Origin of the sequence: Alteromonas sp. BMJM2 (genome assembly GCF_027257845.1) — a bacterium.
GTDB lineage: Bacteria > Pseudomonadota > Gammaproteobacteria > Enterobacterales > Alteromonadaceae > Alteromonas.
In genome coordinates, this window is record NZ_JAPVOT010000013.1 from 88190 (window position 1) to 101906 (window position 13717).

Annotated in this window: 10 protein-coding genes; 4 read left to right on the forward strand and 6 right to left on the reverse strand. The window is 43.1% G+C overall.

Translation table 11 applies throughout. The features are described 5' to 3' along the window. Positions 1-88 precede the first annotated feature (88 nt). The gene (locus O9X84_RS13960) at positions 89-2293 is read left to right on the forward strand and encodes a response regulator (protein WP_269520319.1); all 2205 of its coding nucleotides are present in this window, start codon (positions 89-91) and stop codon (positions 2291-2293) included. A 129-nt stretch (positions 2294-2422) separates the two neighbouring features. On the opposite strand, the gene O9X84_RS13965 is transcribed toward O9X84_RS13960, so the two are convergent. From O9X84_RS13965 to O9X84_RS13980, 4 genes are all read right to left on the reverse strand, one after another. Next, on the reverse strand, positions 2423-3307 hold the full coding sequence (locus O9X84_RS13965) for a WYL domain-containing protein (protein WP_269520320.1): 885 nt from the start codon (positions 3305-3307) through the stop codon (positions 2423-2425). Positions 3308-3700: 393 nt separating this feature from the next. Continuing rightward, on the reverse strand, positions 3701-6301 hold the full coding sequence (locus O9X84_RS13970) for a M1 family metallopeptidase (RefSeq protein ID WP_269520321.1): 2601 nt from the start codon (positions 6299-6301) through the stop codon (positions 3701-3703). A gap of 214 nt (positions 6302-6515) precedes the next feature. Beyond that, positions 6516-8435, reverse strand: coding sequence for a methyl-accepting chemotaxis protein (locus O9X84_RS13975; RefSeq protein ID WP_269520322.1), 1920 nt, complete (start codon positions 8433-8435; stop codon positions 6516-6518). A 133-nt stretch (positions 8436-8568) separates the two neighbouring features. After that, the gene (locus tag O9X84_RS13980) at positions 8569-8820 is read right to left on the reverse strand and encodes a hypothetical protein (RefSeq protein WP_269520323.1); all 252 of its coding nucleotides are present in this window, start codon (positions 8818-8820) and stop codon (positions 8569-8571) included. Positions 8821-9013: 193 nt separating this feature from the next. On the opposite strand from O9X84_RS13980, the gene O9X84_RS13985 reads away from it, so the two are divergent. Next, positions 9014-9418, forward strand: coding sequence for a phosphate ABC transporter substrate-binding protein (locus O9X84_RS13985; RefSeq protein ID WP_269520324.1), 405 nt, complete (start codon positions 9014-9016; stop codon positions 9416-9418). Positions 9419-9576: 158 nt separating this feature from the next. Here O9X84_RS13985 and O9X84_RS13990 read toward each other — a convergent pair whose 3' ends face one another. Further along, positions 9577-10485 (reverse strand): LysR family transcriptional regulator, encoded by a 909-nt coding sequence (locus O9X84_RS13990; protein WP_269520325.1) that lies wholly within the window; start codon positions 10483-10485, stop codon positions 9577-9579. Positions 10486-10603: 118 nt separating this feature from the next. Between O9X84_RS13990 and O9X84_RS13995 the strand changes: the two genes are divergently transcribed. After that, positions 10604-11485: a type 1 glutamine amidotransferase domain-containing protein gene (locus tag O9X84_RS13995; protein WP_442864544.1), complete on the forward strand. Its 882-nt coding sequence runs from the start codon at positions 10604-10606 to the stop codon at positions 11483-11485. A gap of 19 nt (positions 11486-11504) precedes the next feature. Continuing rightward, positions 11505-12659, forward strand: a complete 1155-nt coding sequence (locus O9X84_RS14000) for an iron-containing alcohol dehydrogenase (protein WP_269520326.1) — start codon at positions 11505-11507, stop codon at positions 12657-12659. A gap of 217 nt (positions 12660-12876) precedes the next feature. Here O9X84_RS14000 and O9X84_RS14005 read toward each other — a convergent pair whose 3' ends face one another. Beyond that, complete coding sequence (locus O9X84_RS14005) at positions 12877-13551, reverse strand: nitroreductase (RefSeq protein ID WP_269520327.1); 675 nt, start codon at positions 13549-13551, stop codon at positions 12877-12879. Positions 13552-13717 lie beyond the last annotated feature (166 nt).

The following is a 13717-nucleotide window of genomic DNA, read 5'->3' on the forward strand; positions in this document are numbered from 1 at the left end:
CTACTTGATAACGTTAAATAGCTGATATGTTGCTTATCAAAAGCGTGTCTATTACATTATTAGATAATGTTTGCCAGATGCGTTTGTAATGACCATAAAGTCTCAGTACATCTTTGCCCTTTTGCTTACTGCCACAGCAGTGTCTCTATCCTTTTTTATCATTAACGATTTATTGAGCGACCAGCGTCAAGATGCAGAAATAATCAATATTGCTGGCCAGCAGCGAATGCTTTCTCAAAGAATTGCTTTATTAAAGTCAGCCACTAATTTATGTAGCAGCACGCAGACCAAAAGCTATTTAGCATCCTCATTAGATAAGCTCGAAAGTAACCATGCAAAACTCATCGCCCTTGATAATTTATCAGCCACACACAAAGACTTGTACTTTGGGGATGTGAACCTCGATAAAGCCGTTAATACCTATGTAAAAAGCGGCAGGAACAAACTTGCGAATGCATCTAGTACAAACAATTCAATGAGTGAAGTCAGTGAAAGCAATAAAGAATGCTCCACAACATTTTTGCTAAACGCATCAGTTCAACCGTCTGCGTCATCTTCGATAATTGCAGATTCCACGCAACTTCTTAAGCACTTAGATATGGTAGTCACCTTATTTGAAAACGAGGCCAACGCCCGTGTGAACAATGCAGAAAATTTTGCGCTGTATCTTTGGCTAATAACGTTAATACTGCTTATTATTGAGGCGGTATTTGTTTTTATCCCAATGGAAAAGCAAATACGTCGTTCATTAGCCCGTCTCACTAAACTAAAAAACGTGGCTATGGAAGAAGCAGAAAAAGCGAAGCGGGCAAGCCAAGCAAAGTCCGATTTTCTTTCTAGCATGAGCCATGAACTGCGAACGCCAATGAACGGGCTTTTTGGGATGATTGAACTTGCCATTGATACGCCTAGTAAAAGCAATATCTACCTTAAAAAAGCGAAGAGTTCAGGTAGGCAGCTACTCTCTCTTATCAACGATATTCTTGATATTTCAAAAATTGAAGCAAACAAAATTAAAATAGAAAAAGTGCCTGTCGACTTGCTTCAAGTGTTAGATGACGTCGTATCGTTGCAACGTGTTTTCTGCCAAAAGAAAGGGCTCGAGTTTTATTACCATAAAGAGGCTACCCTTCCACCCATAATAGAAGGCGACGTGACTCGTATTTCACAAATTCTGCATAATTTGCTGAGCAACGCAATTAAGTTTACCTCATCCGGCAGCGTTTCATTGAATGTGAGTCACGCCATGGTGGGTGATTCGTTATTACTCACATTTGATATTATCGATACCGGAATAGGCATAGAAGAAGATGTCATTGACAAAATTTTTCAAAAGTTTGAACAAGCCGATCAAACCACTACCCGTCAGTTTGGCGGAACGGGGCTTGGTTTAAGCATCGCGAAACAGCTGGCGCTCCTTATGGGCGGCGACATAAGCGTGCACTCAGCGGTAGGGAAAGGGACAACCTTTTCATTTACTATGAACACACAGGAGGCCCGTTTACCGCCAATGTCCGTTCAGTCTAAAGCAAATATTCGCTGCGCCATCATCGACGACTTACAAACTAGTAGAGAATATCTTGCCCATATATTGGCTTCACTGCATATTGAAGGCACCTGCTATTCTTCGGCCAGCGACTTTTTAAACCACACGCCTTTTGACTACGACGCTATTATCGTCGATTTAGCGATGCCGGACGTAAGTGGTTTAGACCTCATTGACCAATTGAAACACAGCAAGCACAGTGTCCTGCCAAAGATAATTGTAGTGTCCGCGGAATTAGAGAGGCTAAACGGCCAAGACACGCTAACGGAAGTAATATGGCGTTCACACACTAAGCCCATCAATAGACGTGAAATAGAACAAGATTTGCGTAAATTACTTGCCAGCTCTTCTCCTATTTCTGAAACGCCAAAAACTAAGGTAAAGAAAAAAAGAATACTGCTAGCGGAAGACAATGAGATTAACGCGGAAATTGTTAAAGCACTTTTACAGCAAGAAAATTTTATTATATTACACGTTAAAAATGGACAAGACGCCCTTGAGGCTTGTATTAAGCATACCTTTGACCTCATTCTCATGGATTGCAATATGCCGGTAATGAGTGGTATTGAATCATCCATATCCATCCGAGCCACTTTAGACTTAAAAACACCTATTATTGCGTTAACAGCGAACGCATTCGCCGAGGATAAAGAGGAGTGTTTGGCGGCTGGCATGAACGACTTTCTTACCAAGCCCATAGATAAAGCCACCTTAATTACCTGCATCAGAAAGTACCTAGGTGAATGAGCTAGCCTTAATACTTAACATTACCCCCATTGCTCCATTGTACCTTTACCAGAGTTCTCTTATTAACATTATAGCTATTGTTCTGGCTTGCACATCAGCTAGAGCAATAGCGTAATCGTTAGCATCATGTTACTGATACTCAACTTCCTCACTGGTATAGCCCGGTGCAATAGCAAGATTGTCTGTATTTGCCAAGCTTGCCTGATTTTTCAGCCACAATTGATATTCACCCGTTCGCAGACTGGCTAATTTAGTGCAATCCACGTTCCACCTTCTGAGCAAATATCCCGCCATTGCAGCACGAACTTGAAGTACCAATACGCCTTCTTCCATGGCGTAGTCTAGCTCTATCGCTGTAGGGTATTTAATATTTTTAGGGTGAGGAACAATTTCAAGGGGAATCATTCTTTGCCACGCCTCGTCACAGTCTTTGAGCTCATTTTCATTAGGTGTATCCTTAACTGTAACCTTGCTAATACGGGTTAATACAAAGTCTCGAAAGCTCTGAGACTTTCTATCAAACGCGCGAACATGCCACCGCTGCCCGTTATCAACAATACTATGGGGAACTAGCTCTCGCGCGCCAGAGCCGCTTGAAAGCGACGTATAAATCACGCTCATGGCTTTTTGATTCACAATAGCTTGCACTACTTTAGCCACAACAAATATATCCGGCACGTTAAGGGACGATGCGCTTTCAACGGGAAAATGAATATCACCGATGGCATCAAAGCCATCTGAAATATCATTGGCTAATTTGACTAACGTACGTCTAGCATCGTGCTCGAAGAGTGGCAAAAAGGATTCTGTTTGAAAATACCGCTTTTCTTGCGCTGAATACACCAAGTTGTCAGGCGCTAACTCTTTGTACAACGTAAAGTCTCGAGAGCCGGCAGACAGCCCCACTTCGAAGCGCTTAATAAGGTCTTGTCGATGAATAGCGCCTTTAAATAAGAGGCAAAAATCGATGTAGGCCAGTCGCTGGCGTTGTGAAAAAGAGATGGTATCTAGCATTAAAGCGCCTCATTATTTTCGACAGAGTATTTTTACAGGCAAAGCTATTTATTAACGCATTCACAATAGAGATTACAAAATAAGCGTTACGGGCAAACCGCTGTAAGAAACGTGTTCTTTTAGCCAGTGTGGTTTATTTTAAGCCGTGTGTAAATATAAACTTTAATCAGGCAGTATATTCGCAATGAGTGTTTACTGTGAGTTGGTTTTTGTAAGTCGGTTAGAGTAAGTCGGTTAGAGTGAGACGGTTAGTGTGAGACGGTTAGTGTGAGACGGGCATCATATCGGCACGTGCAATAAAAAAGCACCTTTCGGTGCTTTTTTCTAACTCCTAGCAAACAGCGCTGCGTGCTATGTATATCAGGTGTTGCGTGCTGTGTATTTCAAATATAGCTACTTGGCATAGTTAGCAAGAAACTTATCAAAGTCACTTTGAAACGCCGTTTTTAGACGAAGGCACTGTTGAGATTCGTCTTGCATAATTTCAACACCTCGCGACATACCTTCGTAACGTTCTTGAATCTTGCTATAAAACGTGTTCGCCATGGCAAGGTTTGTTTCAGAGCAGCTAGAAGACACAAACTCAGGCATGCGCGCTACGTGATAGTCAGGCATTTTCTTAATCAAGGCGTCAGCGTTATTATCAAGCCATTGATATACCAAGGTATGATCATCAAGATTTCTTGCCACCCGCGCGACCATATACATAGTGTTTGCTGGTGTTATCTCATTGGTTAACGCCAAGTCTAACATCTTGAATACAGATTCCTTGTCGTCAAAACGCATGGAATAAATTAGCGTACTTTTTACGTTTGGCAACTGGGCTTTCTTAAATGCACTTACCACCTCGTTGAACCACTTGGCGTTATCTTTATCTGCACTATTTTTTGTCGCAATAGCGATAGCAGTTCCAGCGATGCCAGAGGAAACACTTGACGTATCTTCGATGTATTTCTTGGCGAGCACGTTACTCTTTTCAACCAAGCTATCGCTATCGGCATACATACCTAGAAAGCCATACAGCTGGTTGCGAAGGCGAATAATGTCTGTCGAATCATCATCTGCCTCAGTAAGACTCAGTGCATCTAATAACGGCATATAAGTGTTAGTAAGCAAGGTAGCATACGCATCGCGATTGCTATCATTCACTAAGTAATCAAATTCTTGCAGTACACCTACAGCTGCGCGAATAACGGCAGGGTCTTCATCTGCACTTAACGCATTGAGTACTTTCATCACACTATCTACACCAACCTCATCGGCATTTAACAGTGCTTGGTAGTTATACAACACGTTTTTCTTTTCACGCTTGTTCAGTACCTCAATATTTGCCAGTAAATTGTCTAACTGCGCAGGCGAAATAGACCAGCGAAAATAGCCTGTGGCATTGTCATTAGGATACACCCAGTCGGCCTCAGCTAGCTGAGAAAGCGTTGTAGTGGTTTTGTCGATAAACACAACCTCACTTTTCATTTCGCCGTTTTGCTGGTAGGTCAACTTAAGCGGTATGGCCCACGTTTTTTCTTCTACCGATGCACCAGCAAAATGGAAGCGAGACTGAGTGACTTTACCGCCTTCTGTAATATGAATGATGGGATAGCCTGGCTGTTCTAGATAGGCTTTCATCATTGCGCTTAAATTAAAGTCGGATACGCCATCAAGCGCTCGCCACAAATCATCAGCTACTGTATTACCCCATGAATGGGTTTTCATGTAATTACGCACGCCCTCACGGAAGCTGTCAGTACCGATTAGCGACTCAATCATTTGCAAAATTGATTCGCCTTTTGAGTAATTAAGCCCCAAACCATCCATAACGTCTGGCTGACGTTTCACTACTTTTTTCACGGGCTTCACCGTTGGGCTTGCATCTGCACCAAAAGCCCCTTCTTGTACAAGGCGATCGGCATAGTTTAACTCAGGATATAACGTCTTCATTGTGTGACTTGCAGCCCATGAAGCAAACGCTTCGTTTAGCCACAGGTCGTCCCACCAGGCCATGGTCACTAAATTGCCAAACCACTGGTGGGCAAGTTCGTGGGCAATCACATTAAGTGGGCCAGAGCGCTCAGTAACACTTGGGTTATCAGCTAAAAGCAATAGGCTATCGCGATAGGTAATTAGACCCACATTTTCCATAGCGCCATGTGTGAAGTTAGGTACAGCAACAAAATCCATTTTTTTGTATGGATATTTGATGCCAAAGAAATCTTCTAAAGACGTCAGTATTTCTGGGGTGTGCTTGATGACAAACTTCGTTTTGTCGATATAGCCTTTTGGCACATAAATACGACCTGGCACAGACAACCCTGTCATCTCAGTGCTATCAAATGGGCCTACTGTATAAGCGATAAGGTAGGTCGGCATAGGCTTTGTTTTTTCAAACTGAACGGTTTTAACACCATCGCTTACCGACTCTTCAAGCACAGGCGTATTTGATACCACTACCTGATGGGCTGGCGCGCTAATAGTCATTTGATATGGAATTTTAAAAATAGGCTCATCAAAGCTTGGAAACGCTTTTCTGGCGTGCATATCTTCGAACTGGGTAAAGATATAATTGTTTTTTTCAAAACGAGACAGGTACATGCCGTCTGACGACGTGTTTACATTACCGCTAAACGCAATTTTAAGTGTGTAGTTACCAGGCTTAATAACGGTTTCGGCCTTAGCCCAGTTAATATCGTAATCACTTTCCATAACGCTTAGCGACAACGATTGCTCAGCGTTGACTAACGCAGCGGAGGTGATAGATAAATCATGCTGATAAAAACCGACTTTTTGAGTCGGTGAATTCACAACGACATCAATCTCTGTCGTCCCAGAATATGCTGGGTTGTCAGGGTCTACATTTAAGTGAATACGTTGAAAAGTAGGGCTTACTGATGATGGCAGACGATATTCAGCATCCGCCGCAATAGCAAAACTGCTCAGCAATATGTTAAGCGTGAGCAGCACCGCCGCTGTTTTAAACAGCGCAGTTATTCGTTTCATTATACTTATTCCGTGAGTGGTGCAGCGCTATGTAGCCACCGCATTAATTATTCCACCGCATAGAATAAAAGGGAACACTCTCTATCGCAACGCTAAGGTGCTGTATTCAATATTCAAATTGTTACTGTTCGTTTCAAACCTGACTTTCGGGTATTTCGTCGCAATTAGTGAGTGCCTTAAGCGACAGCGCAATAAGGTTCATACTGGCCCTTTGCTAAAAACGGTAGCGCCTGAGCTGCGCTTGCATTTGTTTAATTTGCTCAACCAACTCATTACAGCTAATTGCAACCTCAGTGGCATAGTTACGATTGGCATCGCCAACGGCCTTAATACTCTCAACGCCTTGAATAACGTTTCTTGCTACCTCTTTTTGACCTTGTGCAGTATGTGAGGCCTCTTGGTTTAACTGAGTAATTCGAGCCACGGCTCCTAGTGCTTGCTCTAGAGAAGTGCCCGCATTTTTAGTGACTTCAAGAGTACTAAATGCGGTGTCTTTATTCCGGTTCATTTTTGATGCGGCTTCTCTACTTCCTTGCTGTAAACGCTCTATCATAATACGAATTTCTTCTGTTGATGATTGCGTTCTACTTGCCAGAGAGCGAACCTCATCGGCCACAACAGCAAAGCCTCGCCCTTGCTCACCCGCCCTAGCCGCTTCAATTGCCGCATTTAATGCCAGCAAGTTTGTTTGCTCCGCAATATTTCGTATAACTTCCATCACACCGCTAATTTCTTCACTGGCTTGTGCTAACTCATCAATAACTTTAACTGACTCATCAACATCATTGGCCTGTGCCTGAATATCATCAATAGTTTGTGCAAGTACGCTGACACTGGTCCTCGTGTCGCTATCTGCTGCCGTCGCAGCTTCACTAGAACTGGCAATGCATGCCGAAACACTATCAGTATTTTCCTGCAGCAAAACGATGGCGGAGTCAATTTTGTCGGTTTCTACAGAGAGTAACGACACTGAATCGCTGGACCGCTCTGCTGTTTTATTCAGTAACTCTGATTTTGTAAGCATACCGCCAGTTGTAGCATCAACCTTTTGCAATGTCTCTTGTAGCTGGCCCAAGAGTTTATTAAAAGCTCTCGCCATCTGCCCAAACTCATCGCTCCTTTTACCTTCAAATCTAAAAGTAAGGTCTCCTTCGCCAGAAGTTAAGTTAGTCACTACCGCAATAAATTCTTCAAGAGGGCGGCCCACAATATACTTAACAAGCAACCAAATAGTGATGAGGACTCCCGCACTGGCAACAAGGACTTTAGCAATTACGGCGAAAACAGCGGTGCTTATCAGTGCGCTCTTCTCACTTTCCGACGCAACCAAAATAATATCGTAGCCCCAGGCTTTAAAAGGCACGATGGTTGTCGACCATTTATCACTATTACTGAGTGCAGACTTCACTGTTTGCTCATTGACGTGGGACGAATGCATTCGGATATTGCCCTTACCATCTCTTAGGGCAACGAATCCTTCATCAAGTAGATGACTTTTCTTAATGGCATCCTCAAGCACATTTAAATCTGCGGAGTAGCCTACATACCAAATACCAATAACTTGACCTTGAGCGTTAAACATGGGTTCATACCCCGTAAGATACGGACTTCCTAAAATATCTACCGCGCCATAGTAAGCTTCTTGCTGCTCTATTTGTTTTATTGCCTTACCGGATGGCGCAAGCTTAGTACCAATCGCTCTTGCCCCATTTTTAATAACATTGGTACTCACTCTAATGTAATCATTGCCCGTTTTACTAAATAAGGTAGCCGTTCCTCCCATTACATCAGTTAGCCCATCTACTAATGAAAAATTGTTAGCTTGTGCTTGAGAGCCGAGGAACAGTTGCTGGGCCGGTGTTGCCTTTACGGTAACGACATCGCCATGACTGGGCACACCTAATGCTTCACCTCGCTGTTTGAGCAGCGACATACTGCTTTTTACTCGCTCGAGTACAATAGCGTCAGTAACGGTGAGAATATTAACGAGCCTGTCTGCTGTGTTTTGTTTTTGAGTTTCTATTTGCTTTACGACACTGGAAGACGTGGTGACTACCGTGATAATTGCGATAACCAAGGCTAATAATGCAATGACAGAACAAATTGCTAATAAAAACTTTCGCTGGATCGACATACAATTCTCACTTGTTCATGCTGGTTGTTGATACTAGTTAAATAAGCTTGATATCTATAAATCTTCCCTGATTAATTCGTTTCATATACTTAAATTTAGGTAACTTTTTCTATAGAGCAAATTTTTTTGTCAATTACTTCATATTCACCTTACCTCCAATCATTTTTAGAGACGGGGTTCCTCGAATTAATGTATCTCGTGCAAATTGCTGTTCGCAGTTAGGGCATATACCCTCTTCTTTTGTGAAGTCCTCAACTATTCGCTCTTTGAAACACTTAACCAACGCCCCTTTACCCCCTTTTTTGTATTTATAGAGCGAGGCTTTACACTTTGCACAGTAAATGTGAACGGTTTTATCTGGGGCTTTTTTACGGGGTTTAGCCATCAATACCTCGTTATTGATTATTTAACTATTTGCGACCTTTATACAATCGCGACTTCGTCTTATTTTCAGCTATACTTTAACAAACGTAGACACGATTCACTGTTTCTTTCCTTTATTGGTTATCTGTTTTCAGACAGTCTGAAAGACAAGCGCCCGATATTGGATTTGTTTTCAATGACCAAAGGTAACCTTCATGAAATTTATTTTTGCACTATGTCTTTCGCTTTCGGCGCCTGTATTTGCCGGTACTGCAATCATTGTTAATGCGGACAACACCTCAGGTATTGACGTGGAAACGGTAAAACGCATTTATTTGGGTAAATCAAAAGCGTTTCCTGATGGAAGCAGAGCTATCCCACTAACCTTTGAAACCGGTAATGGACTTCGAGACACATTTAACAAAGACGTACTTGGAAAGTCTGAATCACAATACTCTGCCTTTTGGTCAAAATTGGTCTTCACCGGGCGTGGAACGCCGCCGGAAATGATTTCAAATGAAGAAGAGATGCTGACTCTCGTTGCAACAAACCCAAACACCATCGGCTTTATCGATGAGAGTAAAGTGGATGGCTCAGTAAAAATCGTAGGCAAATTTTAAGATAGCTATATTGAAGCCAGCTCGGCTTCCGGGTGAGTTACGTGCTAACCATAGGTGTGATAACACCTAAGTAAAATTTAGCTAAAGACATTGCGACGTACAGTGCAGCTTTCGGCTGCACTGCATTTTGAGTGTGTCGAGCGAGTATTTAACAAGTATTAACTCGGATATTCTGCTAGGTAATTCAAATTAGTAAATGCCGTGATAACGTCCTTGGCAAAATCGACTCTTGGATTAGAAAGCGCGCCTTTTTTCCACACCAAATATAAATCATTTTCAGGACCAGGCTTACCCAGCTGAATCAACTCTCCCTGCTTTATACCTCGTTTACAAAGGTAATCGGGCAATACTGAATACCCAACCCCCGACGTAACGATAGACGCAATAGCTCTTATATCTGGGCAGATGGCTGCCACAGGCGAGTCACATTTGGCATTAAACACATCAGCAAAGTAGCGGCGAATAAGAGGTAGCTGTTCATCGTACGCTACCACTTTGTGTGTGTTTAATAGCGACGCCGTAACTTCACGGTCCTCTATCAGTTTGCCTTGAACCCGGTTCATAACAAGAACAAGCCGCTCTTTGTCCAGTTTTTGATATTCATACATTGTTGATTCTGGCTCAGATCCGGTAATGGCAAGTTCGGCCACATCGTTTTTCAACAGCCCATAAATATCTGCTTTATTGCCGGTATGGACAACCAGGTTGACTCTATCGGCCTGCAGCAGATTGGCGAGTGTTGGCCCCGCCACAGAGCTAAGGTATTCAGCGGGCCCAGCGAGATGCAGTGTACCGTGATCTGTAGAAGCTCGACTTCGAATGGACGCCACTTTTTGCTCAAGAATGTCGATGTGACTAGATACTTGAAGCGCCAGATCATCGGCAATTGGCGTTGGCTCCACGCCTCTCGCTTTTCGAATAAACAGCTCCTTACCCACAATGGATTCCATTGCTTGAATATGCGATGTAACTGAAGGCTGTGACATATGTAGCCTTGATGCGGCCCGAGTAATGTTGCCACTGCGATACACTTCAACAAAGGTTTTTAACTGCGTAAGATATGACATTGACCGACCCATCAGATTATTGATGGCTGATACTAACTTATCTGACTTCTCGTGCCAATTAAACCTCCGTAAGATGCAGCCCATTGAAGCAATTGGCTTAAATCAATAAGGATTTTTTGTGAACAAGACACTACCGATATTACTACTTATTTCATCATCATCGCTATCGCTGAGCGCTTTCAGTCATGGGCACGGAAGCGGTGAAGGTCATGAAAGTCAAACTAAAACCAAAGGCGAGGTACTGGTACTGCTATCTAGTGAAGATAGAATGCAGCTTACAGAAGGTAAAACAGAGCCAACGGGTTATTATTTAAATGAATTTGGCGTACCCGCAAAAGCACTGGTCGACGCCGGTTACACTCTGGTATTAGCCACACCGAAAGGCAATGCACCCGCCGTAGACAGCAAATCGGTGATCCCGCAGTATTTTGGCGGTGACAGTGCTTACATGGAGCAAATACAACGCTTTGTTGCCTCTATTGATGGCATTGACGATACCCTATCGCTTTCAGAAGTCATCGATGCAGGTTTAAATAACTACAAGGGCGTGTTTATTCCTGGCGGCCATGCCCCGCTTATCGACTTAGCCAACAACCCTGAAGTGGGTAAAATTTTGGGCTATTTTCATAGCGCAGAAAAGCCCACCGCGGCAATATGCCATGGCCCTATCGCGCTTTTATCAGCACAAAACAACCCTGAAACGTTTAATTCAGCACTTAAAAGCCAAACCGATGCAGAGGCTGATGACTGGATTTACGCGGGTTATGAAATGACGATTTTCTCGGAAGCTGAAGAGGAATATTTTGAGAGTACCCTTACCGATGCAGGTCTGCTTTATTACCCTTCAGATGCTATGAGTACCGCTGGCGGCGACATGAGTTACGAAGAAATGTGGGCTCCTCACGTGGTTGTAGACCGCGAGCTAATTACAGGACAAAACCCGTTTTCAGACAAATTACTCGCTGAAAAGCTTATTAACCAACTGAATGAACAAAACTAATAAGGACGAGAAACTAACTATGCTTAATTTTACATTTAAAAATCAAACCGAAGTGCTGTTTGGAAAAGGCCAACTCAGTGAAGTAGCCTCTCGTTTACCGCAAAGTGCAAAAGTACTTTTTCTTTATGGCGGTGGCTCAATCAAAAAAAATGGCATTTACGATAAAACCATAGAAGCACTTGGCGATGCCGAGGTTGTAGAGTTTAACGGTGTTGAGCCAAACCCGGAATTTTCGACGCTGATGAAAGCCGTTGAAGTGGCTCGTGAAAACAAGGTTAACTTTATCCTTGCTGTGGGTGGCGGAAGTGTTATCGACGGTGCAAAATTTGTCGCTGCGGCGGTTAACTTTGCTGGCGACCCCTGGGATATCCTAATTAAAGAGGCGCCGTTTGAGAATCCATTACCTATCGGTGCCGTACTTACGCTGCCTGCAACTGGCTCAGAAAGTAACGGTAATTCAGTGGTAAATCGCAAAGAAACCTCACAGAAGCGGGCGTTTTCTTCGGAATCTGTACAGCCTGTATTCGCAGTGCTTGACCCTGAATTTACCTATTCGTTACCAACGCGACAGGTATCAAATGGTGTGGTTGACGCTTTTGTTCATGTTATTGAACAATACCTCACCTATTCAGTTAACGCGCCGTTACAAGACAGGTTTGCAGAAGGCATTTTGCAAACGCTTATTGAAGAAGGCCCTAAGTCACTAGCAACACCGCATGATTACGACGTAAGAGCTAACGTAATGTGGTCAGCGACAATGGCGTTGAATGGTCTTATTGGCAAAGGCGTTCCACAAGATTGGGGCACTCACATGATTGGCCACGAATTGACGGCACTTCACGGTTTAGACCATGCGGTCACGCTAGCTATCGTTTTACCGTCGCTAATGTATGTTCAACGAGACAGCAAGAAAGAGAAGATTTTGCAGCTTGGTGAGCGCGTATTTAATATTTCAGAGCAAAATGAAGAAAAGGCGATAGATTTGACTATTAAAGCCGTTCAAGATTTCTTTGAAACAATGCAGGTCAAAACTCGTTTGTCTGACTATGATATTGATAAATCAGCGATTGATGGATTAGTTGATAACCTAGAGCGAAACGGCCTAACTGCGCTTGGTGAGCACGGCGATATTGACCTAGTAAAGGCAAGAGAAATTCTCACGCTGGCGGCCTAATGCTTAAACTCTCTAGTTTTAGGCTAAGTGCGCTAAAGCGCTAGTACAAGTAGCGCACACGCCTAAGCTAGTAGATAAAGCCAATAGATATCAATAACGCGCTAATAAGTAGAACAAATGAGTCTGCTTATTAGCGTGAGTTTATGTTCTTTTTGCCCTCTTTTCCGATTCCTCTCTTCCTCCGCTAAAGTCACTGCAAATGGAGAATAACCTAGACTTACTCAAATCCGTGGTAAGTCACAAAATCAGCGTTGTCTACGCGGGTTGAGCGAACTGAGTTGGCTGGAAAATCAGGGTCTGGATAGCCAAGTGCTATACAGATCATGATTGCTTCATCGTCTGGAATATTGGCATGCTTATGAACAACATCAGATTGCATAATGCCCTGCCCGTTAATCACGCACCCCAAACCTAAATCCCACGCGGCCAAGACAATACCGTAGGCTAATGAACCTAAACCAAACTGAGTAATACCGGCAGGCTCCAACGTTTTGTCGTAGGTCAGCACTAAAGACACAGGTGCATCAAACTGACGAAAACCGCGCATCATCCAGTCCATTCGCTTTTCTTTGTCTTCTCGCGTTATGCCCATAACGTCAAATAGCTGAACGGCGACATCAATTTGTCGCTGGCGGTGAATACCCTCGTAATCTTCTTTATAGGGAAAGTCCCGTTTATGAGGTTTTCCTGCCAATGTATTCTCTGTATTACCTTCACGTATTTTATCTAGCACATCGCCGGAAACAGCGTGTATCTTCCACGTTTGCGTGTTGTATGAAGATGGCGCCCATTTGGCCGCATTGATGATAGAATCTACGGTTGCTTTAGACACTGGCTGTTGTGTAAAACCGCGAACACTTTTTCTGGAAGCGGCAAATTCTGCAAAATTCATAAGACTCTCGCTCACTCTATGTTATTACAATTTATTAACACAGAGTAAACGCTGAACATCCTTTGATGCAATGGCAAAATCAGACACAACCGATTGATTTTGGTTATATATATCTATGGTTTGATGATGAATAAATGCTAAAGCTCAAACTGTTCAAAAAAACCAT

Excerpts from the sequence above, each read along its gene's own strand:
- O9X84_RS13980 (WP_269520323.1), bottom strand. The coding sequence starts at position 8,820 with ATGGCTAAACCCCGTAAAAAAGCCCCAGATAAAACCGTTCACATTTAC.
- O9X84_RS13990 (WP_269520325.1), bottom strand. The coding sequence starts at position 10,485 with ATGTCATATCTTACGCAGTTAAAAACCTTTGTTGAAGTGTATCGCAGT.
- O9X84_RS14005 (WP_269520327.1), bottom strand. The coding sequence starts at position 13,551 with ATGAATTTTGCAGAATTTGCCGCTTCCAGAAAAAGTGTTCGCGGTTTT.
- O9X84_RS13975 (WP_269520322.1), bottom strand. The coding sequence starts at position 8,435 with ATGTCGATCCAGCGAAAGTTTTTATTAGCAATTTGTTCTGTCATTGCA.
- O9X84_RS13970 (WP_269520321.1), bottom strand. The coding sequence starts at position 6,301 with ATGAAACGAATAACTGCGCTGTTTAAAACAGCGGCGGTGCTGCTCACG.
- O9X84_RS14000 (WP_269520326.1), top strand. The coding sequence starts at position 11,505 with ATGCTTAATTTTACATTTAAAAATCAAACCGAAGTGCTGTTTGGAAAA.
- O9X84_RS13960 (WP_269520319.1), top strand. The coding sequence starts at position 89 with ATGACCATAAAGTCTCAGTACATCTTTGCCCTTTTGCTTACTGCCACA.
- O9X84_RS13965 (WP_269520320.1), bottom strand. The coding sequence starts at position 3,307 with ATGCTAGATACCATCTCTTTTTCACAACGCCAGCGACTGGCCTACATC.
- O9X84_RS13985 (WP_269520324.1), top strand. The coding sequence starts at position 9,014 with ATGAAATTTATTTTTGCACTATGTCTTTCGCTTTCGGCGCCTGTATTT.